This window comes from Thioclava sp. PTB-PU3-1, assembly GCF_055666785.1.
In genome coordinates, this window is sequence record NZ_JBVNVL010000001.1 from 23,992 (window position 1) to 45,647 (window position 21,656).

At 65.3% G+C, this 21,656-nt stretch carries 19 protein-coding genes; 4 read left to right on the plus strand and 15 right to left on the minus strand.

Annotated elements, in window-relative coordinates; genetic code table 11:
• Nucleotides 1–66: 66 nt before the first annotated feature.
• Complete coding sequence (locus ACZ7GB_RS00130) at nucleotides 67–756, minus strand: winged helix-turn-helix transcriptional regulator (RefSeq protein WP_472157062.1); 690 nt, start codon at nucleotides 754–756, stop codon at nucleotides 67–69.
• A gap of 220 nt (nucleotides 757–976) precedes the next feature.
• Here ACZ7GB_RS00130 and ACZ7GB_RS00135 point away from each other — a divergent pair, with 220 nt between their 5' ends.
• Together ACZ7GB_RS00135 and ACZ7GB_RS00140 are read left to right on the plus strand one after the other, a co-directional pair.
• Complete coding sequence (locus ACZ7GB_RS00135) at nucleotides 977–2,422, plus strand: FAD-binding oxidoreductase (RefSeq protein WP_472157064.1); 1,446 nt, start codon at nucleotides 977–979, stop codon at nucleotides 2,420–2,422.
• A gap of 77 nt (nucleotides 2,423–2,499) precedes the next feature.
• A complete protein-coding gene (locus tag ACZ7GB_RS00140) occupies nucleotides 2,500–2,874 on the plus strand; it encodes a group I truncated hemoglobin (protein ID WP_078539282.1) in 375 nt (124 codons plus the stop codon).
• Between the two features lie 563 nt (nucleotides 2,875–3,437).
• Here ACZ7GB_RS00140 and ACZ7GB_RS00145 read toward each other — a convergent pair.
• The 6 genes from ACZ7GB_RS00145 to ACZ7GB_RS00170 all read right to left on the minus strand — a co-directional run bounded on the left by ACZ7GB_RS00145 (nucleotide 3,438) and on the right by ACZ7GB_RS00170 (nucleotide 7,013).
• A complete protein-coding gene (locus ACZ7GB_RS00145) occupies nucleotides 3,438–3,872 on the minus strand; it encodes a c-type cytochrome (RefSeq protein WP_078519149.1) in 435 nt (144 codons plus the stop codon).
• A 6-nt stretch (nucleotides 3,873–3,878) separates the two neighbouring features.
• Complete coding sequence (locus tag ACZ7GB_RS00150; protein ID WP_274961642.1) at nucleotides 3,879–4,316, minus strand: c-type cytochrome; 438 nt, start codon at nucleotides 4,314–4,316, stop codon at nucleotides 3,879–3,881.
• A gap of 22 nt (nucleotides 4,317–4,338) precedes the next feature.
• Nucleotides 4,339–5,709 (minus strand): multicopper oxidase family protein, encoded by a 1,371-nt coding sequence (locus ACZ7GB_RS00155; protein WP_472157067.1) that lies wholly within the window; start codon nucleotides 5,707–5,709, stop codon nucleotides 4,339–4,341.
• Between the two features lies 1 nt (nucleotide 5,710).
• On the minus strand, nucleotides 5,711–6,145 hold the full coding sequence (locus ACZ7GB_RS00160; RefSeq protein ID WP_472157069.1) for a c-type cytochrome: 435 nt from the start codon (nucleotides 6,143–6,145) through the stop codon (nucleotides 5,711–5,713).
• An 80-nt stretch (nucleotides 6,146–6,225) separates the two neighbouring features.
• Nucleotides 6,226–6,567, minus strand: coding sequence for a hypothetical protein (locus ACZ7GB_RS00165; RefSeq protein ID WP_472157071.1), 342 nt, complete (start codon nucleotides 6,565–6,567; stop codon nucleotides 6,226–6,228).
• A gap of 50 nt (nucleotides 6,568–6,617) precedes the next feature.
• Nucleotides 6,618–7,013 carry a MerR family transcriptional regulator gene (locus tag ACZ7GB_RS00170; protein WP_472157073.1) on the minus strand — a complete coding sequence of 132 codons (396 nt, stop codon included), beginning with the start codon at nucleotides 7,011–7,013 and terminating at the stop codon, nucleotides 6,618–6,620.
• A gap of 187 nt (nucleotides 7,014–7,200) precedes the next feature.
• On the opposite strand from ACZ7GB_RS00170, the gene ACZ7GB_RS00175 reads away from it, so the two are divergent.
• Both ACZ7GB_RS00175 and ACZ7GB_RS00180 read left to right on the plus strand, forming a co-directional pair.
• Nucleotides 7,201–9,666 (plus strand): heavy metal translocating P-type ATPase, encoded by a 2,466-nt coding sequence (locus ACZ7GB_RS00175; protein ID WP_472157075.1) that lies wholly within the window; start codon nucleotides 7,201–7,203, stop codon nucleotides 9,664–9,666.
• Nucleotides 9,667–9,713: 47 nt separating this feature from the next.
• Nucleotides 9,714–10,433 (plus strand): hypothetical protein, encoded by a 720-nt coding sequence (locus tag ACZ7GB_RS00180; RefSeq protein WP_472157077.1) that lies wholly within the window; start codon nucleotides 9,714–9,716, stop codon nucleotides 10,431–10,433.
• A gap of 116 nt (nucleotides 10,434–10,549) precedes the next feature.
• Here ACZ7GB_RS00180 and cobA read toward each other — a convergent pair whose 3' ends face one another.
• The 8 genes from cobA to ACZ7GB_RS00220 are packed head-to-tail and all read right to left on the minus strand — an operon-like array spanning nucleotide 10,550 to nucleotide 21,611.
• Nucleotides 10,550–11,509 carry a uroporphyrinogen-III C-methyltransferase gene (gene cobA, locus ACZ7GB_RS00185; protein WP_472157079.1) on the minus strand — a complete coding sequence of 320 codons (960 nt, stop codon included), beginning with the start codon at nucleotides 11,507–11,509 and terminating at the stop codon, nucleotides 10,550–10,552.
• Nucleotides 11,510–11,522: 13 nt separating this feature from the next.
• Nucleotides 11,523–12,494 carry a glycosyl transferase family protein gene (locus ACZ7GB_RS00190; RefSeq protein ID WP_472157081.1) on the minus strand — a complete coding sequence of 324 codons (972 nt, stop codon included), beginning with the start codon at nucleotides 12,492–12,494 and terminating at the stop codon, nucleotides 11,523–11,525.
• A complete protein-coding gene (locus ACZ7GB_RS00195) occupies nucleotides 12,491–15,127 on the minus strand; it encodes a molybdopterin-dependent oxidoreductase (RefSeq protein WP_472157083.1) in 2,637 nt (878 codons plus the stop codon). The genes ACZ7GB_RS00190 and ACZ7GB_RS00195 overlap by 4 nt, the downstream gene beginning before the upstream one ends.
• Nucleotides 15,128–15,140: 13 nt before the next feature.
• Entirely contained in the window at nucleotides 15,141–15,473 is a 333-nt protein-coding gene (nirD, locus tag ACZ7GB_RS00200; RefSeq protein ID WP_078547080.1) for a nitrite reductase small subunit NirD, read from the minus strand.
• Nucleotides 15,470–17,908 (minus strand): nitrite reductase large subunit NirB, encoded by a 2,439-nt coding sequence (gene nirB, locus ACZ7GB_RS00205; protein ID WP_472157085.1) that lies wholly within the window; start codon nucleotides 17,906–17,908, stop codon nucleotides 15,470–15,472. Before nirB ends, nirD begins: the two co-directional genes overlap by 4 nt.
• A gap of 12 nt (nucleotides 17,909–17,920) precedes the next feature.
• Nucleotides 17,921–18,856 (minus strand): GAF domain-containing protein, encoded by a 936-nt coding sequence (locus ACZ7GB_RS00210; RefSeq protein ID WP_472157087.1) that lies wholly within the window; start codon nucleotides 18,854–18,856, stop codon nucleotides 17,921–17,923.
• Nucleotides 18,856–20,520 carry an ABC transporter ATP-binding protein gene (locus tag ACZ7GB_RS00215; protein WP_472157089.1) on the minus strand — a complete coding sequence of 555 codons (1,665 nt, stop codon included), beginning with the start codon at nucleotides 20,518–20,520 and terminating at the stop codon, nucleotides 18,856–18,858. The genes ACZ7GB_RS00210 and ACZ7GB_RS00215 overlap by 1 nt, the downstream gene beginning before the upstream one ends.
• A 5-nt stretch (nucleotides 20,521–20,525) precedes the next feature.
• Entirely contained in the window at nucleotides 20,526–21,611 is a 1,086-nt protein-coding gene (locus ACZ7GB_RS00220; protein ID WP_472157091.1) for an ABC transporter permease, read from the minus strand.
• Nucleotides 21,612–21,656 lie beyond the last annotated feature (45 nt).

Here is a 21,656-nt window from a genome sequence, read left to right on the forward strand (position 1 = left end):
TGTGGCCGATGCCGGCTCGGTCTGCCACAGCCTTCGACGACGCGCGGACCGGGACGGCGACGCGGCTCAGGAGGCCAGCTTTTTCTCGGCAGCGAAGGGGCTGAGGCCCAGCCATTTCTGCATCGAGTCCACCACGTCTCGGGACCCGATAAGGTCGAGCTTGCGGGCGGCCTTCGACACGGTCGTGAGGCCCATCCAGATCTCTGTCATCGTGCGCAAATCCGTCGTGACAAAGAGGTCGACATCGAACCCCGGATCGACCTGACACAGATCGACATCGCCGCTCGCCTCCACGATCAGCCACCACGAGGATTTTGACGCCGCGAGTTCAGGGAAGTGGAAATTCAGGACCGTCCGGCCCGGAGGAAGCGGGGAAGGATCGAAATTGCGGCGCATGTCCCACATCAGCAGCGACACATCGAGCCGCTCCAGAGACGGCTCGGATTCCACCCATTTCTGCCCCCAGATCCCGAAGGCCTCGACGAGCGGCAGCAGGTCCTTTCCCGCATCGGTGAGAAGGTAATCGACGGCTTGCGTGCCCTCGACCGGGTGTCTCTCGACGATCCCGGCCGCCTCCAGCTCCCGCAGGCGCTGCGCAAGCAGTGTGCGCGACATACGCGGGACACCTCGCCTGATATCGTTGAAGCGGGTCGATCCGGCCACGAGTTCGCGCACGAGGACCATCGTCCACCGGGTGCAGAGGATTTCGGCGGCCATCGCGACCGGACAGAACTGGAAATAGCTGGCGTTGGACATCGGAGATCTCCTCCATGGCTTTTCCCAGCATAGCGCAAATTGCGCTTCTTGTATCCAACTCCGTGCCCACACCCTGTGCCCGTGCAGGCCGGTCCAGTTTCGCCACTGGTTTGAGACCCGCGGCGCGCTCATCCTTTCAGAACCGCAAACAATCGAACGCGGCAGACGCGCGAGGGGTGGATCGCGTCGCTGTGCGCCATGATCTCACAGGGAGGAAGACATGTCGGATATCATTGAAATGAACGGGCTGGACGGCACGCGCAAGAAGATCACCGGCGCGGACCGGGAGGCCCTTGGAGCCGCTCTGCGCGGCAAGGCCCTGATCGAGGGAGATGAGGGCTATGACACCGCGCGATCGATCTGGAACGGGATGATCGATCGCAAACCGGGGCTCGTCGTGCATGCGATGGGAGCCAGCGACATTCAGGCTGCGGTCGCCTTTGCCAAGGATAAAGGGCTTCGGATGGCCGTTCGGTCCGGCGGCCACCAGATTGCCGGTCTCGCAGTCGAGGACGGCTCGCTGATGCTGGACCTGTCGGGCATGCGCTCGGTTCACGTCGATCCTGAGGCCGGAACCGTCCGGGCCGAGCCGGGCGCGACACTGGGCGATGTCGATCGCGAGTCGCAGGTGCATGGGCTTGCCGTGCCTGTCGGCGTGAACTCGACAACCGGGATCGCGGGGCTGACACTTGGCGGCGGCTTCGGCTGGATCACCCGGAAATACGGGATGACGGTCGACAACCTCTTGTCGGCCGACGTGGTGCTGGCCGATGGGCGCTGCGTCAAGGCGTCGAAGACGGAGCATCCGGACCTTTTCTGGGCGCTGTGCGGCGGGGGCGGGAATTTCGGGGTGGTGTCCTCCTTCGAATTCCAGGGCCACGCCATCGGCACCGAGGTTCTGTCCGGTCTCGTCATCCATCCCTTCGCGGAGGCGGCCACTCTGCTGCCGAAATTCCAGGAGATATGCGACAAGGCGCCGGACGAGCTGACGGTCTGGTCGGTCCTGCGCAAGGCGCCGCCCCTGCCCTTCCTGCCGGAAGACTGGCATGGACGAGAGGTGCTGATCTTCGCGGCCTGTTACGTCGGCGACATGGCCAAGGGCGAAGAGGCGATGCGCGAGCTGCGCGCCCTCGGCACGCCTATTGTCGATGTGATCGGCCCGCATCCCTTCACCGGCTGGCAGGCGGCCTTCGATCCGCTGCTGACGCCCGGCGCGCGCAATTACTGGAAGAGCCGGGACTTCCTGAAGCTCGGCCCCGGCACGATGAAGGCGATCCTGGGCGCGGTCGAGGAGCTTCCCGATCCGCAATGCGAGATCTTCATCGCCCATGTCGGCGGCGCGATGGCCCGCGTCCCATCGGACGCGACCGCTTATCCGCAGCGCGACAGCCACTTCACCATGAACGTTCACACCCGCTGGGACGACGCGGCGAAGGACAAGGCCTGCATCGCATGGGCGCGCGATCTGTTCAACGCAACGGCAGCGGATGCGGCGCCCAGCGTTTACGTGAACTTCCTGCCAGCGGATGACGCGGATCGCCTTGCCGAGGCCTATGGCGGCAACCTCAACCGGCTGCAGGAGATCAAGGCGCGCTACGACCCGACGAACCTCTTCCGGGTCAATCACAACATCCAGCCGCAGCAGGTGCGGCAGGCCGCGCAATGAGCCCCCACCCCGGGCGCAACCCAGCGCCCGGGGTCCAAGCAGCAAACACTTCGGATAGCGAACAAGGAGCAAGAGCGATGGAACAGACCCTCTACGACCGGCTGGGCGGAAAGCCCGGGATCAAGGCGCTCGTCGACGATGTCCTCGAGGCGCATATGGTAAACCCCGCAATCAGCGCCCGTTTCCTGCCATACCGCGAAAGACCGGACGACCTGAACGACGCCAAGGCCCAACTCTGCGCTTTCTTCGGCGCAGGCAGTGGCGGCCCCGAGCAATATACCGGGCGTGACATGGTGGCGGCGCATCGCGGCATGAATATCAGCACCGGCGAATACATGGCCGCAATCGACGACATCATGTCGGTCCTCGCCGCGCATGAGATCGACGAGATGACCCGCAAGGACGTGCTGATGATCGGCTATTCTCTCAAGGGCGACATTACGAACCAATGAACGTGTCGGACGGGGTGGCTGTGTCGTCAATATTCGGACGCAGCTATGGGAACCTCGCTGCCTTTTATGCTCCGGTTAGTCGGCACTGACACTCGGCGTGCCAAGCTCAGGCGACCAATACCTCGAAGTATTGGTATTTCGACTCCAATTCGACTGGCACCTTCTGGCTGGCCGGAGCTAATCTCGAGATGAGCCAAGAACACTTGGTGAACGCAGCTAAGCCAACCCTTCTGTCAAGCCGAGCGATTTTTCGGCTCGATAGCGTGATCGGACTACCGAAAATACCTTGCCGCGCCGAAATCGAACACCTATCCGCAGGACATCCAACTGTGGCAACAACCACGGGACCACGCAGAAAATCCTTAACGTTTTCAAACAATTAAGACTGAAGTCAAGACAACTCTGACCCCTACCACCGGGGCCAAATATCTCGCAAGAGACTGATTTCGAAGAGAAAAGCCCAGAGTTCGCTCCGGGCTTTCTTTTTTCACTTCCCGAAGGCACAAACGCGGCACGCTCCGAGGCACATTTGCGGCACGGACCGACGGAGCCGCGACGGGGGCTTACTGCGCGTCGCGCGCCGCCTGCACCGCTTGCATCCGCTCGGGCCATGTCGATCGGATGAAGCCGAGGATATCGAGGATCTGCGCGTCATCGAGCGTTCCGCCGAAACCCGGCATCCCGCTTGGGAAATCGGCAACCCCGCGCGCGGCCAGCGCCTCTGCCCCACCCTGCTTGACGTAATCGAACAGCAGCGCGGTCTCGTGGTGCCATGTGTGGCCGGTTTCGTCATGCGGCGGGGCGGGCAGGACGCCATCGGGCCCCGCCTCGCGCCAGTCCGGCTGACCTTCGAGATTGGCACCGTGGCAGCTCGCGCAGTTCTGCGTATAGAGTTCCTTGCCCGCCGCGATATCGCGCCCGTCGAGCAGGCTGGCGGCGTGCGCGCCCCCTGCCCCGAGCAAGACCACGGCAACCAGACCTACGGCTTCAATTCGCATCGCCGCTTACTCCCGATACTCGTCGTGGCACTCCTTACAGGTCACCCCGAGCTTGACGAGAGCAGGTCCAAGCGCCTGACGGGACTCGATCGGCTCCGAGAGCGAATTGGCCGCTTCCTCCAGCGCCTGCGCCTGACCGCGGAAGTCATGGAATTCGTCCCAGATCGACGGATGGGCTTCGGATTTCGGGTCCTGCGCCTCGGGCTCGAAAAGCACCGGAATCTGTCCCGCTTCCGCCTCGATCCGGGTGATCGCGCGACGGACCTTCTCGGCTTCGAAGTCTCTCTCGCCCTTCGCCATCGTGCTCAGAAGTTTCATCTCGGTCCCGAGCCGCTTCATGCCTTCCATCCGTGCGAGAACCTGCGGGTCCTCCACCCCGCCATGCGCGAACGCCATCGGCGCCCAGCCGAGCAGGAACAGGGTCGTCATCAGGGGTTGTTTCATCTTCACTCCTTTCATCGGAAACTCAGGTCACGTCGATCCAGGACGACATGCCGGCCGTCGCATGCGCGAGCATGTGGCAGTGCAAAAGCCATTTGCCCGGATTGTCGGCAGTGAACGCGACCTCGTGGCTGCGTCCGGCAAAGGTCAGCACCGTGTCGCGCATCGGACCGAGGCTTCCATCCTCAAGCACCTCGCGGAAATGCATCCCGTGCAGGTGCATCGCATGCGGGAAGGCTGTGTCGTTGACGAAGCGCAGCCGCACCGGCTCGCCCCGTGACAGCCGCGCAAACGGCGCATCCCCCGGCCCCGCCTTGCCGGCGAGCGTCCAGAAATTGCCGCTCTGCATCAGCCCCTGCATCTGGTTGCGCGACATTCGTCCCATCGCGCCGCCTTCGATCTTCATCTCCAGCGGGCGGGCCTGCGTCAGATCGGGCGGGGCCATGTTCGGATTGGGCGGCAGAGGCGCAGGCGCGCCGCGCCGCGTGCGGCTTGCCTCCCCGGAAATCTCGAACGCGATCTGGCTGTGCCACTGCTCGTCATTGCCCAACCGTTCGATCGCTGCTTGAGCCCCATCGCCGGTTACATCGACGATCAGATCGACGCGCTGCGCGGGCGCGAGGACCAGTTCCTCGGGAATGGGTTCCGGCGCGGGCAGCGGCATCCCGTCCAGCGCCACCTGCCAGCCCGAGAGCCCGGTCAGTCGCAGCACGAAAATCCGCGCATTGGCGGCGTTGATCAGGCGCAGCCGCAAGCGCTCGTGGCGCTTGGCCTTCAGGGTCAGGGCATAGTGCCCGTTGGTCCCGACCAGATTGCCGAAGCGCCCACCGTGGCTGAGGTCCATTGGATGGGTGAAATCTGGCTCCAGCTGCGCGGTCTCGGGATCGAGCAGCCAATCGTCGAGCAGCAACACCTCGTCGCGATCGACATCCGGCGCGTCGGGCTCCTCGATGATCAGCGCACCCGAGAGGCCGCGCGCGACCTGCTCCATCGAATTCGTATGCGCGTGATACCAATAGGTGCCCGCATCCGGCACAACGAAATCATAGTCGAAGGTCTGGCCGGGCGGCACGGCGTCCTGCGTCAGCCCCGCCACGCCATCCATCGCGTTGTCGATGCGAATGCCGTGCCAATGCACCGAGCTTGGGACGTCGAGTTTGTTGACGAAGCGGCGTTGCAGCCGCGCGCCCTGCGGCACCCGCAGCTGCGGCCCCGGCAGCGTGCCGTCATAGGACCAGACCTCGGTCTGCGGATAGCCCTCGGGGGCGATCTGGGCCATGGCGCGCTGCGCGGTCAGCGGAGTCGGGGCGGTTGCCGCCCTCCCCATGCGCGCCGTCAGCGCCGTGGCCCCCATTCCGGCAAGGACTGCGCGGCGGGTCAGTTGGAAGTTCTGCATCTCACTCGATCCCGTTCGCGCGCTGCAATTCGCGCACGTAAGTGACGATATTGGCGACATCGCCACGGGTCAGACCCTCCTGCGGGGGCATGTTGCCGAACTTCCAGTGATGCGCGCGCACGCCTGCCTGCACGGCCGCCTGGAACGCCATGTCGCCATGATGGGACGGCTCGTAGATCTGGTGCACGAGGGGCGGGCCGAAGCCCATTTTTCCGGTGGCATTCGCGCCGTGACAGGCCGCACAGGTCGCGTCGAAAGCGCGTTTGCCCATCTGAGCCTGTTCGGAGAGCGTATTCGGCAAGGTGACAGCGACGAGCGGATCGCCTTTTGCAGGCGTGGCCGCCTCCGCTTCGCTCGCGGTGTCGGGTTGCATCACGAGCCAACCGCCCGCAGCGAGGGCCGCGACGACCGCGGCAGAAAGAATATAGCTTTTCATGGAGTATCCTGTTCGATCATGCGCCCAGACTTGGGACGCGAGAGACGAGCCCCCTCAGGGGCCAGTGACGGTGTGATCGATCAGATACGTGGTGGCGGAAGGTCGAGCTGCGGCTCATGAGCCAATGGCGCGGGCGTCTCCGCAGGCAGGAGTGTCACGGACAGGTCCGCCCGGCTCAGAGAGAATTCCGGCGCGAAGTCCAGCGTGGCCGAGACCATCATCTGCGCATGGGGGCAGGATTGGTCCTGCGTCGAGCCCGCATCGTGATGGCTGTCGGGACAGGCCGAACAGTCGCTGACGGCGATTGCGTCCATCGCATCCATCGCACGCGCATGGGTCATCGCGGCAGCGGGCGCGCCCAACTGCGAAAGACCGATCAAACAGACCAGCCCGACGATGACGATATGCAGCGCTTTGCGCATGGCTCTCCCGGTTCTCCCTGCCCTCTATCTGGTGGGCTCTGGCGCGGCTGTCAATTCCCGCGCTGCCCCATCAGGTCGTCGAGGATCGCGCAATCGGGGGCATCGTCGCCATGACATTGCGCGATCAGACGTTGGAGTTGCGCCTCCAATGTGGTGAGAGAGGCTATCTTTTCGCGCACCGCTTCGAGGTTTTGCTGCGCGAGCGCGCGCACATCGCGGCTCGCCCGCCCCTCATCGGCGCTCAAGCTGAGCAGGCGACGGCATTCCTCGAGCGAGAACCCCAAATGCCGCGCCTGCGCCAGAAGCCGCAGCTGCTCCACGCAAGCCTCCGAGAAATCGCGATAGCCATTCGCGCGCCTGTCCGGCGTGACGAGGCCGATCTCCTCGTAATAGCGGATCGTCTTGACCGGCAGCCCGGTCTGCGTCGCGGCGGTTCCGATATTCATCTGCATAGGCCTCCTGCGCTTGGTATATAAACCTTCCAGTCACTGGAAGCAAAAGTCACACTCACGTGAGGGCTGCTGGAACATAGGGACGCGGGACCGGGTTTAGAAAAAAGATCGGTTATACTCTTGACCCTCCAGCAGCTGGAAGCCCTATCTGATCGGGCGAAGTTGCCGAAAGGATGAACGGATGACATCGCAGCACGCCCACCACGAGACCCACGACACGCAGGAAACGACGGACGCGATCACCCGCGATCCGGTATGCGGAATGACCGTGGACCCGAATGCCGACAAGCCCAGTGCCGAGCATGACGGGCATCGCTACCACTTCTGCTCGCAAGGCTGTCACGACAAGTTCGTGGCCAAGCCCAATGACTACATCAAGGCGACCGACCCGGTCTGCGGGATGTCGGTCGAGCGCGCGACGGCGAAATATATGGCCAAGCTCGACGGCGAGCGGTTCTATTTCTGTTCCGAAGGCTGCCAGCACAAGTTCGAAGCCCGGCCTGAGGATTATCTGGGCGTTCGCCCCGCCGCCAAGGCGATGCCCGAAGGCACGCAATATACCTGCCCGATGCATCCCGAGATCGTCGAGGACAAGCCCGGCGACTGCCCGAAATGCGGCATGGCGCTGGAGCCGATGAGCCCCAGTGCCGATAGCGGCCCGAACCCCGAGCTCGTCGATTTCCGGCGCAGGCTCTGGATCATGGGGCCGCTGGCGGCTGCGGTCTTCGTGCTGGAGATGGGCGCGCATATCGGGCTGCCCTTCGCGGAGTGGATCGGGCCGAAAGCCTTCCTCTGGCTGCAATTCGCGCTGGCGACCCCGGTTCTGTGGTTCGCGCGGCCCTTCTTCGTGCGCGGCTGGAAATCGGTGGTGAATGTCTCGCCCAACATGTGGACGCTGATCGCCCTCGGCACCCTCGCGGCCTATCTGTTCTCGCTCGCGGGGCTTCTGGTGCCGGGTATCTTTCCCGCCGAAATGCTCAATGAACACGGCCTGCCGCCGGTCTATTTCGAAGCCTCAGCGGTGATCCTCGTGCTGGTGCTGATCGGGCAGATCATGGAGCTGTCCGCGCGCGAGAAAACCGGCGACGCGATCCGCGCGCTGATGGACCTCGCGCCGAAAACCGCGCGCCGCGTGGGGGAAAACGGCGAGGAAGACGTGCCGCTCGATCAAGTGCAGACGGGCGACAAGCTCCGCGTGCGCCCGGGCGAGACCGTGCCGGTGGATGGTGTGGTCTCGGAAGGTTCCTCTGCCATCGACGAGAGCATGATCACCGGCGAGCCGGTCCCGGTCGAGAAAACCCAGGGCGACGCGGTCACCGGCGGCACGCTGAACAAGCAGGGCAGCTTCGTGATGGAAGCGCAGGCCGTGGGTTCGGAAACCACGCTTTCGCGCATCGTCGAGATGGTCGGCAAGGCGCAACGCTCGCGCGCGCCGATCCAAGGGCTGGCCGATCGCGTCGCGCTTTACTTCGTGCCCGCCGTGGTGGCCTGTTCGATCCTCGCCTTCATCGCATGGCTCGCCTTCGGCCCCTCGCCCGCACTGGGCTATGCGACCGTGGCCGCCGTCTCCGTCCTGATCATCGCCTGCCCCTGCGCGCTGGGTCTCGCCACGCCGATGTCGGTGATGGTCGGCACCGGGCGCGGTGCCAGCGCAGGCGTGCTGATCCGCGACGCCGAGGCGCTGGAACGCTTCGCCAAGGTCGACACGCTGATCGTCGACAAGACCGGCACCCTGACCGAGGGCAAGCCCGCGCTGACCGATGTGATCGCGGACGGGGTCTCGGAGGAAGAGGTCAAATCCCTCGCCGCCGCATTGGAACGCGGCTCGGAGCACCCGCTGGCCGAGGCTATCGTGCAGGGGGCCGAGGATGCGCCCAAACTGGACGCCGAAGACTTCGAGGCGGTGACCGGCAAGGGCGTCACGGGTCGTGTCGACGGTGCGCAGGTCGCACTCGGCAACGCGGCGCTGATGGAGCAGATCGGCGCGGATCTCTCCGCTCAGTCCGAGACGGTCGAGCGTCTGCAATCGGATGGCAAGACTGCGATGTATCTCGCCCGCGACGGCAAGGTGATCGGGGTGATCGCGGTGGCCGACCGGATCAAGGAGACCACGGCGGACGCCATTCGCGCGCTCCACGAGGAAGGCCTGCGGATCGTCATGGCCACGGGCGACAGCGAGGGCACCGCAAGGGCCGTCGCGCGCGAGCTGGGCATCGACGAGATCCATGCCGGGGTCTCGCCCGAGGACAAGGCGGCGCTGGTCGAGAAACTGCGCAAGGACGGTGCCTCCATCGCGATGGCGGGCGATGGGGTGAACGACGCACCTGCGCTCGCCGCTGCCGGTGTCGGCATCGCCATGGGCACCGGCGCGGATGTCGCGGTGGAGAGCGCAGGGCTCACGCTGGTCAAGGGCGACCTGACCGGCATCGTGCGCGCGCGCCGTCTGGCCGAGGGCGTGATGCGCAACATCCGCCAGAACCTGTTCTTCGCCTTCGCCTATAACACCGCAGGCGTGCCGATCGCGGCGGGTGTGCTCTACCCCGTCTTCGGCGTGCTGCTCTCGCCGGTGATCGCGGCGCTCGCGATGAGCTTCTCCTCGGTCTCGGTGATCGGTAACGCCTTGCGCCTGCGGAGGCTGAAGCTGTGACATCCCAGATGAAAGATGGCAGGGTAACGCAAAACTCCGGAGGACCTATGACTCGTTTTCTCAGCATTCTCGCCCTCGTGGCGTTGCCCACCGTCAGCTACGCGCACGGAGATGGCAGCGCGGATGGGAACGCGCATGACATGATGTCGGGCGATCACATGATGATGGACGACGAGGACATGGGCGACCATGAGCATATGGGCGACGACGAGGACATGCCCGCACATGACAACCACATGATGTCCGACGACGCCCATGCCGACGGGCAGATGCCCATGACCTCGAGCGCGCAGATGCCCGGCATGCAATCCGGGGACACGGGCGCGATAACCGAGCCGGGCCAGTCCGCCTTCGCGGCCATTCAGGAGATCGTCGCCTATCTGCTCGCCGATCCCGACACGGATTGGAACCGCGTCAATATCGAGGGTCTGCGCCAGCATCTGATCGACATGAACAACGTCACCCTGCGCGCCAAGGTCAAAGAGAGTGACATCGAAGGTGGCGCACGCTTCGAGGCGACTTCCGACGACCCCGAGGTCACCGCCTCGATCCGCGCGATGGTGCCCGCCCATGTCGCGACGATGAACGGCGTCGAGGGCTGGAAGATGAGCGCCGAGGAAATTCCCGGCGGCAGCGCGCTGACCGTGACCGGGGCAGATGCGCAGAAGATCCGCGCGCTCGGCTTCATCGGCATCCTGACGGTCGGCGCGCACCATCAGCCGCACCATCTGGCGATGGCGAAGGGTGAGATGATGATGGGGCATTGAGGCCCCGATTTGCCTCGAATAACCCCATTCGCGAAGGGCCGAAAAGCAGGGGCTCGCCGGTGAAACTCGGCGGCTCCGACCTTCCGTTTGCGCTTTGGGTTGTGACAGCTTCGGCGTCAGAAATCGGCGAGCAGCGTCGCTTTTCCGGCTTTTCCTACGTCCCGAGACTGTAGGTCCGCCGTGCCGCCAAGGCGCGCGGCTCCCTTGTCGTGACGGATCAGGATGATCGCCGGGTTGCCGATCGCTTCCGCCCGGATCGTCGCGGCGAGCGCGCCAAGCTGGCAGGTCGCGATCCTCTGACGGTCGGTCGAAATGTCCGAGACGATCTCGACCTCGGAGACAGCCGGGACACCCGCCGCGATAAGGTTCGCCTCGATCACGGGCGCCTGCCGCACGCCCATATAAAGCGCGAGCGTCGTGCCCGGGCGTGTGGATGCCCCCCAATCGGGCGTGTCGTCGCCCGCGCGACACATGCCGGTAGCGAAGACCACGCGGTCGGTGGCGCCGCGTTCCGTCAGCGACCGGCCAAGGGCGGCCCCGGCGGCGGAAGCCGCGGTAACCCCGGGCACGATTTCGACCGGGATTCCGTTCGCGCGCGCGGCGGCAAGCTCTTCGGTGGCCCGCCCGAACATGCACGGATCACCGCTTTTCAGCCGCACGACCCGCTTGCCCTGCAGCGCCGCCGCCACGATCACCGCGTCGATCCGTTCCTGCGGCCAGGCGCAAGCGCCGACGGCCTTTCCGACATAGACGAGCTCGGCATCCCGGCGCGCCAGCTCCAGAACCTCCGGATCGACGAGGCGATCGTAGAAGACGATATCGGCTTGGCTCAGGCGCTGAGCCGCCCGAAGCGTCAGTAGATCCCGCGCACCGGGGCCTGCGCCGACAAGTGCGATCGCGCCCGGTTTCGCGCGATCGGGCGCGGATCGGGTCGGGGTCGCGGCCTTAGAGGAGACGCCTGCCAGAGCCAGCCGCCAGTCGTGGAAAACCTCACTCATGAAGGCCAGAAACCCCGGCTTGCGGGCGCGAAGCGCGGCGTCGCTCGGGGCAAAGGGGGATGCAGCGGAGAGCTTCATGATCATCTTCCTTTCAAGCGGCGCGCGCGCTGTGTCGGCGCATCCAGAGATCAGCGGCGCGCGCGCGGGGCTGTGCGATTCCGGCGGTGTCGAGCGCCAGCTCCGCCGTGCCGAGAACGATTTCGGTCGCGAAGGGATCGTCGATCTCGCCCGACCAGAGGCGGCCCAGATCGGCGGGATCGGGGGCTGCATCGGCAAGGCGACGGGTCGCATCGCAGCTTGCCGCGCCCTGCCCGGTCCATGCCTCCCCCGCCCGCAGCCCGAAGAGCGCGATATCCTTGCCCGGATGGCGCTCGAACTCGCCGCCCCCGCCCTTGATTACCGTCATCGCCTCCAGTCCCAGAAGCGCGCAGGCATCGGATTGCAGCTCGCGATACGGCGGATGGAACACGCCTTGCACCGAGGCCCGCGCGCCGCCGGGATTGAGCACCCGCAGCACGGTATTGATCGCCGAGCGCAGCCCCAGAACCTCGCGCAGCCGCAGCAGATCGAGCGCGCGCGGAGCGAAACTCTCCAGCGGCAGATAGGCTATCTTGTCACGCGCCAGCAGCGCGGCGGCGTCTGCCATATCCGTCGCAACGGCAATCCCTGCGCCTGCGAGCGCGTCGCGGACGGAAGCCACGGGCGACTGATGCGAGTTCCAGCCGTGGAGCAGAACCGGTTCTCCCGCCAATGCGACCAGCCGCGCGGACAGCAGAAACCACGGCAAGCCCCGCGAACGCCCCGCCGCATAGCTCGGCCAGTCCAGCGAAGGCGCGGGGCCGGTCCAATCCGGCAGCGTCTCGCGAATGGCTTCGGCAAAGCCCGCGATCTCGGCGGCACTTTCTCCGCGATAGCGCATCAACATCAAAAGCGCGCCGACGGCTTCGGGGGCCGCCTCGCCGCGCAGGATCTGGCCCATCGCGTCGCGGGCCTCGTCGCGGTTCAGCGACCGCGCGCGCCCCGGACCGCGGCCCATCGCGTGGATATAGGGCGCGAGGCTCATTCGGCGGCCTCGCGGGGTTGGGCGCTCGCCAGCAGCGCCGCGAGTTCCGGTCGGCAGGAGCCGCAATTGGTGCCCGCCTGCAGGGCCGCGCCGATCGCCTCGACAGAGGCCAGCCCCTGATCGGCAATCGCGGCAAGGATCGTGTTCACGCCGACATCGAAACAGGCGCAGACGATCGCGCCCGGATCGGGCTGATCGGCACCGGCGCGCCCGGCCAGAAGGCTCGGTTGATCGGTCGCGCCCAGCAACGCCGCGACATGGCCGCGCGACACCGCGACCGGCTCGGGGGCTGCAAAAAGAACCGCCGAGACGCGGCCCTCGACCATCAGCGCGATCCGCGCGAGCCCCCGGCCCGCGTCGATCATCGTGACGCCTTCCGCGTCGGGCAGAGCGAAGAGGTCGCGCGCGAACGCCTCCCAATCCGCAGGTGCCTCGCGCCCGGCCAGCTCGATCCGCCAGCCGCTCTTGCTGCGTGCCTTCGCCCAGTAACCGGTGCGCGGGGTGACGTCACGCGCGCTCACCGCAAAGCCGAACCATGCGGCTTGATAGGGGGCGATCTGGACCGCGCAGCCCTTGCTCTCGGGCTGGCCCGAGACGGGATCGACATGCGCCGCGACCAGCGCGTCGATGCGGCCATCCGAGGCGGTTTGACCCGTCCAATGCATCGGCGCGAAGACCGAGCCAGGCTGCATCCGCGTGCTTTCCAGAACGCGCAAAACGGCGAGACCATTGGCATTCGACACCTCGGCCAACCCCGCCGCGCGCAGCCCCAGTTTGGCCGCGTCCGAGGGGTGAATTTCCAGATAAGGCTCGGCCATATGCAGGCTCAGGCGCGGCGATTTCGCGGTGCGCGTCATCGTGTGCCAATGATCGCGTACGCGGCCCGTATTGAAGCGGAAGGGCGCTTCCGGGCTCAGCACGGTTTTCGGCGCGCGCGGCGTGATCGGCAGCATCCGCCCCTTGCGGTCGGGCGTGTAGAACCCGCCCTCGGCGAAAAAGCGGCCGCCTTTCTTGGCAGGACCTTGGGGCCAGACAAACGGCGCGAGCGCCTCATAGTCCGCATTCGTGATCGACTTGTAATCAGAGATGTCGAAATCAAGCCCAAACCGTCCTGCGACCTCGGACAGCGCGGCATATTCGCGGAAGATCGCCGCCGGGCCGTCATAGGCGAACTCCTCTGCCCAGCCCATTTTCGCGGCCACGTCGCAGATGATCTTCCAATCGTGGCGCGCCTGACCGGGCGCGGGCAAAATGGGACGCTGACGCGAGATGCAGCGCTCGGAATTGGTGACGGTCCCGTCCTTCTCGCCCCATCCGGTCGCGGGCAGGATCACATCGGCCAGCTGCGCGGTATCGGTGTCGGCGGTGATATCCGAGATCACGACGAAATCGCAGCCCGAGATCGCGGCGCGCACACGGTCGGCCTCGGGCATCGAAACGGCGGGGTTGGTGCAGCTAATCCAGAGCGCCTTGATCCGACCCTCGCCCACCGCGCGGAACATGTCGACGGCTTTGAGGCCCGGACCCGGCGCCATCGTCGGGCTCGCCCAGAAACCCTGCACCGCGTCGCGATGGTCCGCGTTCTCGATATCGAGGTGACAGGCGAGCATATTCGCCAAGCCCCCCACCTCACGCCCGCCCATCGCATTGGGCTGACCCGTGACCGAGAACGGCCCCGCGCCGGGTTTGCCGATGCGGCCCGTTGCGAGGTGGCAATTGATGATCGCGTTGACCTTGTCGGTGCCGGAGCTGGATTGGTTCACGCCTTGGCTGTAGATCGTGACGACCTTCTCGGAGCCAATCCAGAGCCGCGTGAACTCGGCCAGATCGGCGGCGCTGAGACCGGTCGCGGACGGATCGCTTTCCTGCGCCGCCACGAGCGCGTCGTCAAACCCGTTGACGTGGGCCGCGACGTAAGCCCGATCCACCGCGCCCTGCGCCGCGATCTCGGCCAGCAGCGCGTTGAACAGCACCGCATCGGCCCCCGACGCCACGGCCAGATGCAGATCGGCGATGTCGCAAGTCGCGGTACGGCGCGGATCGACGACCACGACCCGCATCTCGGGCCGCGCTTTTTTCGCCGCCGCGATGCGCTGGAAAAGCACCGGATGACACCAGGCGAGGTTCGACCCCACGAGCACGATGACGTCGGCCTGATCGAAATCCTCGTATTGGCCGGGCACGGTATCGGTGCCGAAGGCGCGCTTGTGCCCCGCCACCGACGAGGCCATGCACAGCCGCGAGTTCGTGTCGATATTGCCCGAGCCGATGAAGCCCTTCATCAGCTTGTTGGCGACATAGTAATCCTCGGTCAGAAGCTGACCCGAGACGTAGAACGCCACGCTATCGGGACCGTGTTCGGCGATGCTCGCGCGGAACTTCTCGGCCACCAGATCGAGCGTTGCGTCCCAATCCGTCTCCAGTCCGTTCACGATCGGGGCCAGAAGGCGCCCCTCCAGATCGACCGTCTCCCCCAGTGCCGAGCCTTTCGAGCACAGCTTGCCCGCATTGGCGGGATGGGCCTTGTCGCCCCGGATTTCCATGCCGCCCGCGCCGTCGGGCGAAGCGAGAACGCCACAGCCGACGCCGCAATAGGGGCAAGTGGTGCAAATGGTCGGAGCAGCGCGCGTCATCGTTCCACTCCGGTCAGGCGGCGCTTTGCGCAGCGAGCTTGCTTGCGTCGATCAGCAAACGCCCCGCATCGACGCGCAGGTCATAGGTCGGCACCTGCCCCTCGTCGGCACCCTGCGCTTCACCCGTCTCGAGGCTGAACACCCAGTTATGCAGCGGGCAGGTCACCTTGTGGCCATGCACGATCCCCTCGGACAGCGGCCCGCCCTTGTGCGGGCAGCGATCCGAGAGGGCGAAAACGGCATCATCGGCGGTGCGGAACACCGCGACACAGCCCATTTTGGTCTTGATGACGCGCGCGCCCTGCACCGGAATGTCGTCGAGGGCTCCGATATCGATCCAGCTCATTCCGCAGCCTCCTTCGTGAGATCGGCGAGCGGGCTCCAGGCGCGCTCGTAGTGAGGGGTCGCGCGTTCGGCCCATGGGTCTTTCTGATAGACGGATTGGGAGATATCGAAGCGCTCGATCAGCGCCGCGCGATTTTCGAGATCGTCCACGACCTGCGCGATGATCCACTCCAACCCGCCGGTCTTGGCGATCCATTTATAGGGCCGGTCGAGGTAATTCGCGCTCTCGCGATAGAGCTGCAGGAAGGCCACCGAGATATCGATTACCTCCTGTTCGGTCGCGACCTTGGCCAGCGGCTCGGTCTCTTTCAGCTCCATCCCGGCCGCGCCGCCGACGCTGATCTCGAAGCCCGAGTCCACACAGACCACGCCCAGATCCTTGCAGGTAGCTTCGGCGCAATTGCGCGGGCAACCCGTCACCGCCATCTTGAACTTGTGCGGCGTCCACGAGCCCCAGAGCCGCTTCTCCAGCTTGATCCCGAGCCCGGTCGAATCCTGCGTCCCGAACCGACACCAATCTGTGCCCACGCAGGTCTTCACCGTGCGCAGACCCTTCGTGTAGGCATGCCCCGAAACCATTCCGGCGGCATTCAGATCGGCCCAGATATGCGGCAGATCCTCTTTCTTGATGCCCAGAAGGTCGATGCGCTGACCGCCCGTGACCTTGACCGTCGCGTCGTATTTCTTCGCGGCTTCGGCAATCGCGAGCAGTTCCTCGGGGGTGGTCATCCCGCCCCACATGCGCGGCATCACCGAATAGGTGCCGTCCTTTTGGATGTTCGCGTGGTTGCGCTCGTTCACGAAGCGGCTTTGCGGATCGTCTTGATATTCCAGCGGCCAATCGGCCAGCAGGTAATAGTTCAGCGCCGGGCGGCAGACATGGCAGCCATTGGGCGTCTTCCAGCCCAGCTCCTGCATCACCGCCGGTTGCGATTTCAACTCTTTAGCCTTGATTAGACGGCGCACATCCTCATGCGGGTGATCGGTGCAGGCGCAGATCGGTTTCGCGGTGGGCAGGACGAAATCATCGCCCAACGTGACCGCCAGAACTTGCTCCACCAGCCCCGAACAGGTGCCGCACGACGCGCTGGCTTTGGTGGTGGCCTTGATCGCGTCGAGCGAAGTCGCGCCCGCTTCGATCGCGGCCACGATCTGACCTTTGCATACGCCGTTGCAGCCGCAGATTTCTGCGTCAGCCGGTAAGGCTGCAACGGCCGCCATAGGGTCCACCGAGGCGCCCCCTTGGAAGGCCGGGCCGAAGATTAGCGTCTCGCGCATCTCCGAGATGTCGGTGCCGTCCTTGATCAGACCGTAGAACCAGTTGCCGTCGGCCACGTCGCCATACATCACCGCGCCAATGACGCGGTCGCCCTCCAGCACGAGGCGCTTGTAGACGCCGCGCGCGGGATCGCGGAAGACGATGTCTTCGCGGCCTTCCCCTTCGGCGAAATCGCCTGCCGAGAACAGGTCGCACCCGGTGACTTTCAGCTTGGTCGAAACTTCGCGGGGGATGTATTCGCTGGCCTCCCCGGTCAGGGTCTGCGCAGCGACCTTCGCCTGATCGTAGAGCGGCGCGACAAGACCGAAGATCTGCCCGTCGAACTCCACGCATTCGCCAAGCGACAGGATATCGGGGTCGGAGGTCAACATCTGCGCGTCGACCTGAATGCCGCGCCCGGTCTCGAGGCCTGCCTCCTTGGCCAGCGCGACCGAGGGACGAATGCCCACGGCCATGACCAGCAGGTCGCAGGGCAGCTCGGTGCCGTCATCCAGCTTCAGCGCCCGCAGCTTGCCATCTTCACCCAAAATCTCCTTGGAATTCGCCGAGCAGCAGACTTCGATCCCGCGATCGGTGAGCGCACGGCGCAGGAGGTAACCCGCCGCCTCGTCGAGCTGACGCTCCATCAGGTGGCCCATGATATGCACCACGGTCACGTCCATGCCGCGCAGACGCAGACCCGCCGCGGCCTCGAGCCCCAACAGACCGCCGCCGATCACCACGGCGCGCGCGCCGGGGCGCGCCGCCTCGATCATCCGGTTGGTGTCATCCAGATCACGATAGGCGATCACGCCGTCCAGATCATGGCCCGGCAGCGGGATGATGAACGGGTTCGAGCCGGTGGCGATGACCAGCTTGTCGTAAGCGACCTCACCCTGCTCGCCGATGACGACCTTGCGGTCGCGGTCGATCCCCACGACCTTTTCGCCGAAGCGGCAGGTCACGCCGTGGGCGTCATACCAAGCCTCGCCATGGGTAACGATTTCCGCGTAGCTCTTCTCGCCCGAAAGCACCGGCGAGAGCATGATGCGGTTGTAGTTGCCCCGCGGCTCCGCGTTGAAGAGCGTGACATCCCATGCGCCGGGAGCGGCTTCGAACAGATGCTCGAGCATCCGACCCGAGGCCATGCCAGCACCGATAACGACCAGTTTCTGCATCTTGGTCACTCCTCAAAGATACCAGGCGACGATATGCGCGATCTCGCCATCGCGATGGATGGGCAGCGCGACCATCGAGCTGTAGCCGGCCGCGATCTGCGCCCCGCCGATCACCAGCGGCAGGCCTGTGCCCAGCACCTTGCCGATCGGGCCCTGCCAGTCCTGCGCCCGCTTGGGGTTGTCCTCGTTCCAAAGCGCGCCTTCTCGCTCGCACAGGCCATCCACCAGAACCGCGCCGCCGTCGCGACCCACACGGGCCTCGCGGGCGTCCCAAATTTCGAAACGGCGTGCGATCGGCGTCCCGCGTGCCGACAGCAGCGTTGCCACATAGTTCTGATCGCCCGGCACCGGGATCGGCAGGCCGAGGCCCGTGGTCAGCCCGGCCGCGCCTGCGCTTTCCGAGCGGATGAAGCGATAGCCCGACCCCAGATCGCGCATCAGCATCGGGGTCTGCGCGGCCCAGACACCGCCCGGCAGGCCCTGCCCTTTCGGGAAATGCGTGTGCTTCGAGACCCATTCGAAATGCTTGGCCGCGCCATAATATCCGTCGTCGAGCATCAAAAGCCCGTCTCGCTCGGCCCAGACTTCGATCGCGCCGGTGGTCATTTCGTCATCGCCACACAGCACGACCAGAACGGCCTTGAGCGTGTCGCCATCGAAAACCGGCAGAGCCACGGCCGATGTCAGCCCCGCCTCTTTCGCGGCCTCGGTGCGCTGGAAATAGGAGCCATCGAAGCCCTTCAGGACGACCGGGCGCCCTTCGGCCCAGGCTTTGCCCGGCAGGCCCTCGCCCTTACCGAAACTGGTGCGGACCGAGGCTTCCTCGAACGCCGTGTGCGCGCCGTAATCGCCCGCGGCATGGACCAGACGGTCGCCTTCGGGCACCCAGACTTCGCTGACGCCGATGAAGGCGCGTGCGGGGGTTGCGGTTGCAGTTGCAGCGTCCATCACGCGGCCTCCGATTTCTTGGGCGTGTGGCCCTGTTCATATTCTTCGAGGAAGTTCAGAACCTGCTCGCGGTAGAGGTAGTAGTCCGGGTGTTCGAGCAGCGCCTTGCGGGTGCGCGGGCGCGGCAGGTCGACTTCCATCACCTTGCCGATCGTGGCGCGCGGACCGTTGGTCATCATCACCACGCGGTCGGCCAGCAGGATCGCCTCGTCCACGTCATGGGTGACGCAGACGGCGGTGACCTTGGTGCGGCTCCACACCTCCATCAGCACTTCCTGCAGCTCCCAGCGGGTGAGGCTGTCGAGCATCCCGAAGGGCTCGTCGAGCAGCAGCAATTTCGGCGAAAGCGCGAAGGCCCGCGCGATACCCACGCGCTGGCGCATCCCGTTCGACATGTCCGAGGCGGGCTTGTCCATCGCATCGCCCAGCCCCACGCGCTCGAGGTAATAGTCGATCACGTCCTGACGTTCGGCGCGGGATGCCTTGGGATAGACCTTGTCCACGCCCACGGCGACGTTTTCGCGCGCCGAGAGCCACGGGAACAGCGAGGGCGCCTGGAAGACCACGGCGCGCTCGGGATCGGCGCCCTTCACCTCGAAACCGTCGAGCTTGATGCCGCCTTTGGACACATCGTTGAGCCCCGCGGTCATCGTCAGCACGGTCGATTTCCCGCAGCCCGAATGGCCGATCAGCGAGACGAATTCGCCCTTCTTCAGGGTGAGGTTGAAATCCTCGACGACGGTGAGCGGCCCTTTCGGGGTCGGGTAGATCTTGTGAAGCTGCGAATACTCCAGATACTTCCCTTCTAGCGCCGAACGGGCAGCCTCGGACACCGCCTTGGGCAGCGCGTGCAGCGGGGTGACATCGGGCAGCATCCGCGTGCCTTCGGCCTTGGCCTGCATGCCGACATCCATCAGGTAGTTCGTGACGGCGGCGCGCAGGCGCTTGAAGCCCTCGTCATGGTTCATCGCACCGCGATCGCGCGGACGCGGGATGGTGACCTTGAACTCCTCGCCCAGCGTGCCATCGGGGTTCAGCGCGATGATACGGTCGGCCAGAACGATCGCCTCGTCCACGTCATTGGTGATCAGCACGCAGGTCTTCTTGTCCTGCTCCCAGATATGCTCGATCTCGTCAGCAAGGTTGCCCCGCGTGAGCGCATCGAGCGCCGAGAGCGGCTCGTCGAGCAGCAGCACCTCGGGGTTCATCGCGAGCGCGCGGGCCACGTTGACCCGCTGGCGCATGCCCCCCGACAGCTCCGCCGGGCGGCGGCTCGCGGCGTGGCTGAGGCCCACCATCTTCACGTAGTGATCGACTTTCGCCTGACGCTCTTTCTTCGACAGGCCCGGGAAGATCGTCTCAACCGCGAGAGCCACGTTCTGATCCACCGTCAGCCACGGCATCAGCGAGTAGTTCTGGAAGATCACGCCGCGCTCCGGACCGGGGCCGGTGACCGGCGCGCCCTTGAACAGGACCTCGCCCTTGGAGGGCATCTCAAGCCCCGCCATCAGGTTGATCAGGGTGGTCTTGCCGGTGCCGGAGAAGCCCAAGAGCACGAGGAACTCGCCCTCTTTCACGCTCAGGTCGATGCCGTTGAGCACGTCGCTGCGCGCGGTGCCTTCGCCGAAGCTTTTCGAGACGGATTTGAATTCGAGGATGCTCATGAGGATCACCGGTTGTTCGAGAAGGTGAACATCGACTGGATCGCGAACATCAGCCGGTCGAGGATGAAGCCGATGATGCCGATGGTGAACACCGCCACCATGATCCGCGCGAGGCTGTCCGAGGAGCCGTTCTGGAACTCGTCCCAGACGAATTTGCCCAAGCCCGGGTTCTGCGCGAGCATTTCCGCTGCGATCAGCACCATCCAGCCCACGCCGAGCGACAGGCGCAGACCGGTGAAGATCAGCGGCAGCGCCGAGGGCAGCACCAGCTTGGTGATCTTGGTCCAGGTGCCCATCTTCAGCACTTTCGAGACGTTCACGAGGTCCTTGTCGATCGACGCCACGCCAAGGGCCGTGTTGATGATCGTGGGCCAGAGCGAGCACAGCGTCACCGTGATCGCCGAGATCAGGAAGGACTTGGAGAACATGCCGTCATTGGTCACGTAGACGGCAGAGACGATCATCGTCACGATCGGCAGCCACGCGAGCGGCGAGACCGGCTTGAAGATCTGGATCAGCGGGTTCATCGCGGCATTGGCGGTCTTCGACAGGCCCGCCATGATGCCCAGCGGCACCGCGACGATGGTGCCGAGCGCGAACCCAAAGAACACCGTCTTGATCGAGGTCCAGATCTGGTCGAGATAGGTCGGCTTGCCGGTGTAGTCGCGCCATTTCACGCGGTCTTCCTTGCCGTCAGCCACGAGTTTCGCGTTGCGCGCGTCCTGTCGCTCGTAGAAGGCGGCGGCCTTGTCGCGCTCGCGCAGGTGATCGGCATAGAGGACTTCGGTCTGCTCCCAGACCTGTGCGGGCCCGGGAATGGCGCCGAGCGAGGTCTGCACCTTCGGGGCCAGCACCGCCCAGACGGCGAGGAAGGCGATGATCGCGACGACCGGCACGCCCAGAAGCTGCCAGATCTCTTTCATCTGGGCCTTGGGATTATCACCGGCCGCGGCGCGCAGAACCGGGGTGACCCAGCTCAGGCCGAGCACCTTGAACCAGCCATCGGCCTTGTTGATGCGGGTGAAAAGGCGTTCGCGGCGGGCCTCGCGGGCCTGCTGTGCAGTCAGGGCGTCAGGATCGATGGCGGTCATGGCTTGGCGTCCTTGGGGGAATGTAGAGAGGAAAGGACGGGCGGG

Excerpts from the sequence above, each read along its gene's own strand:
- ACZ7GB_RS00140 (WP_078539282.1), top strand. The coding sequence starts at position 2,500 with ATGGAACAGACCCTCTACGACCGGCTGGGCGGAAAGCCCGGGATCAAG.
- ACZ7GB_RS00215 (WP_472157089.1), bottom strand. The coding sequence starts at position 20,520 with ATGAGCATCCTCGAATTCAAATCCGTCTCGAAAAGCTTCGGCGAAGGC.
- ACZ7GB_RS00190 (WP_472157081.1), bottom strand. The coding sequence starts at position 12,494 with ATGAGCCTCGCGCCCTATATCCACGCGATGGGCCGCGGTCCGGGGCGC.
- ACZ7GB_RS00170 (WP_472157073.1), bottom strand. The coding sequence starts at position 7,013 with ATGAATATCGGAACCGCCGCGACGCAGACCGGGCTGCCGGTCAAGACG.
- ACZ7GB_RS00160 (WP_472157069.1), bottom strand. The coding sequence starts at position 6,145 with ATGAAAAGCTATATTCTTTCTGCCGCGGTCGTCGCGGCCCTCGCTGCG.
- cobA (WP_472157079.1), bottom strand. The coding sequence starts at position 11,509 with ATGAAGCTCTCCGCTGCATCCCCCTTTGCCCCGAGCGACGCCGCGCTT.
- nirB (WP_472157085.1), bottom strand. The coding sequence starts at position 17,908 with ATGCAGAAACTGGTCGTTATCGGTGCTGGCATGGCCTCGGGTCGGATG.
- ACZ7GB_RS00130 (WP_472157062.1), bottom strand. The coding sequence starts at position 756 with ATGTCCAACGCCAGCTATTTCCAGTTCTGTCCGGTCGCGATGGCCGCC.
- ACZ7GB_RS00150 (WP_274961642.1), bottom strand. The coding sequence starts at position 4,316 with ATGAAACAACCCCTGATGACGACCCTGTTCCTGCTCGGCTGGGCGCCG.
- ACZ7GB_RS00210 (WP_472157087.1), bottom strand. The coding sequence starts at position 18,856 with ATGGACGCTGCAACTGCAACCGCAACCCCCGCACGCGCCTTCATCGGC.
- ACZ7GB_RS00175 (WP_472157075.1), top strand. The coding sequence starts at position 7,201 with ATGACATCGCAGCACGCCCACCACGAGACCCACGACACGCAGGAAACG.
- ACZ7GB_RS00135 (WP_472157064.1), top strand. The coding sequence starts at position 977 with ATGTCGGATATCATTGAAATGAACGGGCTGGACGGCACGCGCAAGAAG.
- ACZ7GB_RS00145 (WP_078519149.1), bottom strand. The coding sequence starts at position 3,872 with ATGCGAATTGAAGCCGTAGGTCTGGTTGCCGTGGTCTTGCTCGGGGCA.
- ACZ7GB_RS00180 (WP_472157077.1), top strand. The coding sequence starts at position 9,714 with ATGACTCGTTTTCTCAGCATTCTCGCCCTCGTGGCGTTGCCCACCGTC.
- ACZ7GB_RS00220 (WP_472157091.1), bottom strand. The coding sequence starts at position 21,611 with ATGACCGCCATCGATCCTGACGCCCTGACTGCACAGCAGGCCCGCGAG.
- nirD (WP_078547080.1), bottom strand. The coding sequence starts at position 15,473 with ATGAGCTGGATCGATATCGGAGCCCTCGACGACATTCCGGTGCAGGGC.
- ACZ7GB_RS00195 (WP_472157083.1), bottom strand. The coding sequence starts at position 15,127 with ATGACGCGCGCTGCTCCGACCATTTGCACCACTTGCCCCTATTGCGGC.
- ACZ7GB_RS00155 (WP_472157067.1), bottom strand. The coding sequence starts at position 5,709 with ATGCAGAACTTCCAACTGACCCGCCGCGCAGTCCTTGCCGGAATGGGG.
- ACZ7GB_RS00165 (WP_472157071.1), bottom strand. The coding sequence starts at position 6,567 with ATGCGCAAAGCGCTGCATATCGTCATCGTCGGGCTGGTCTGTTTGATC.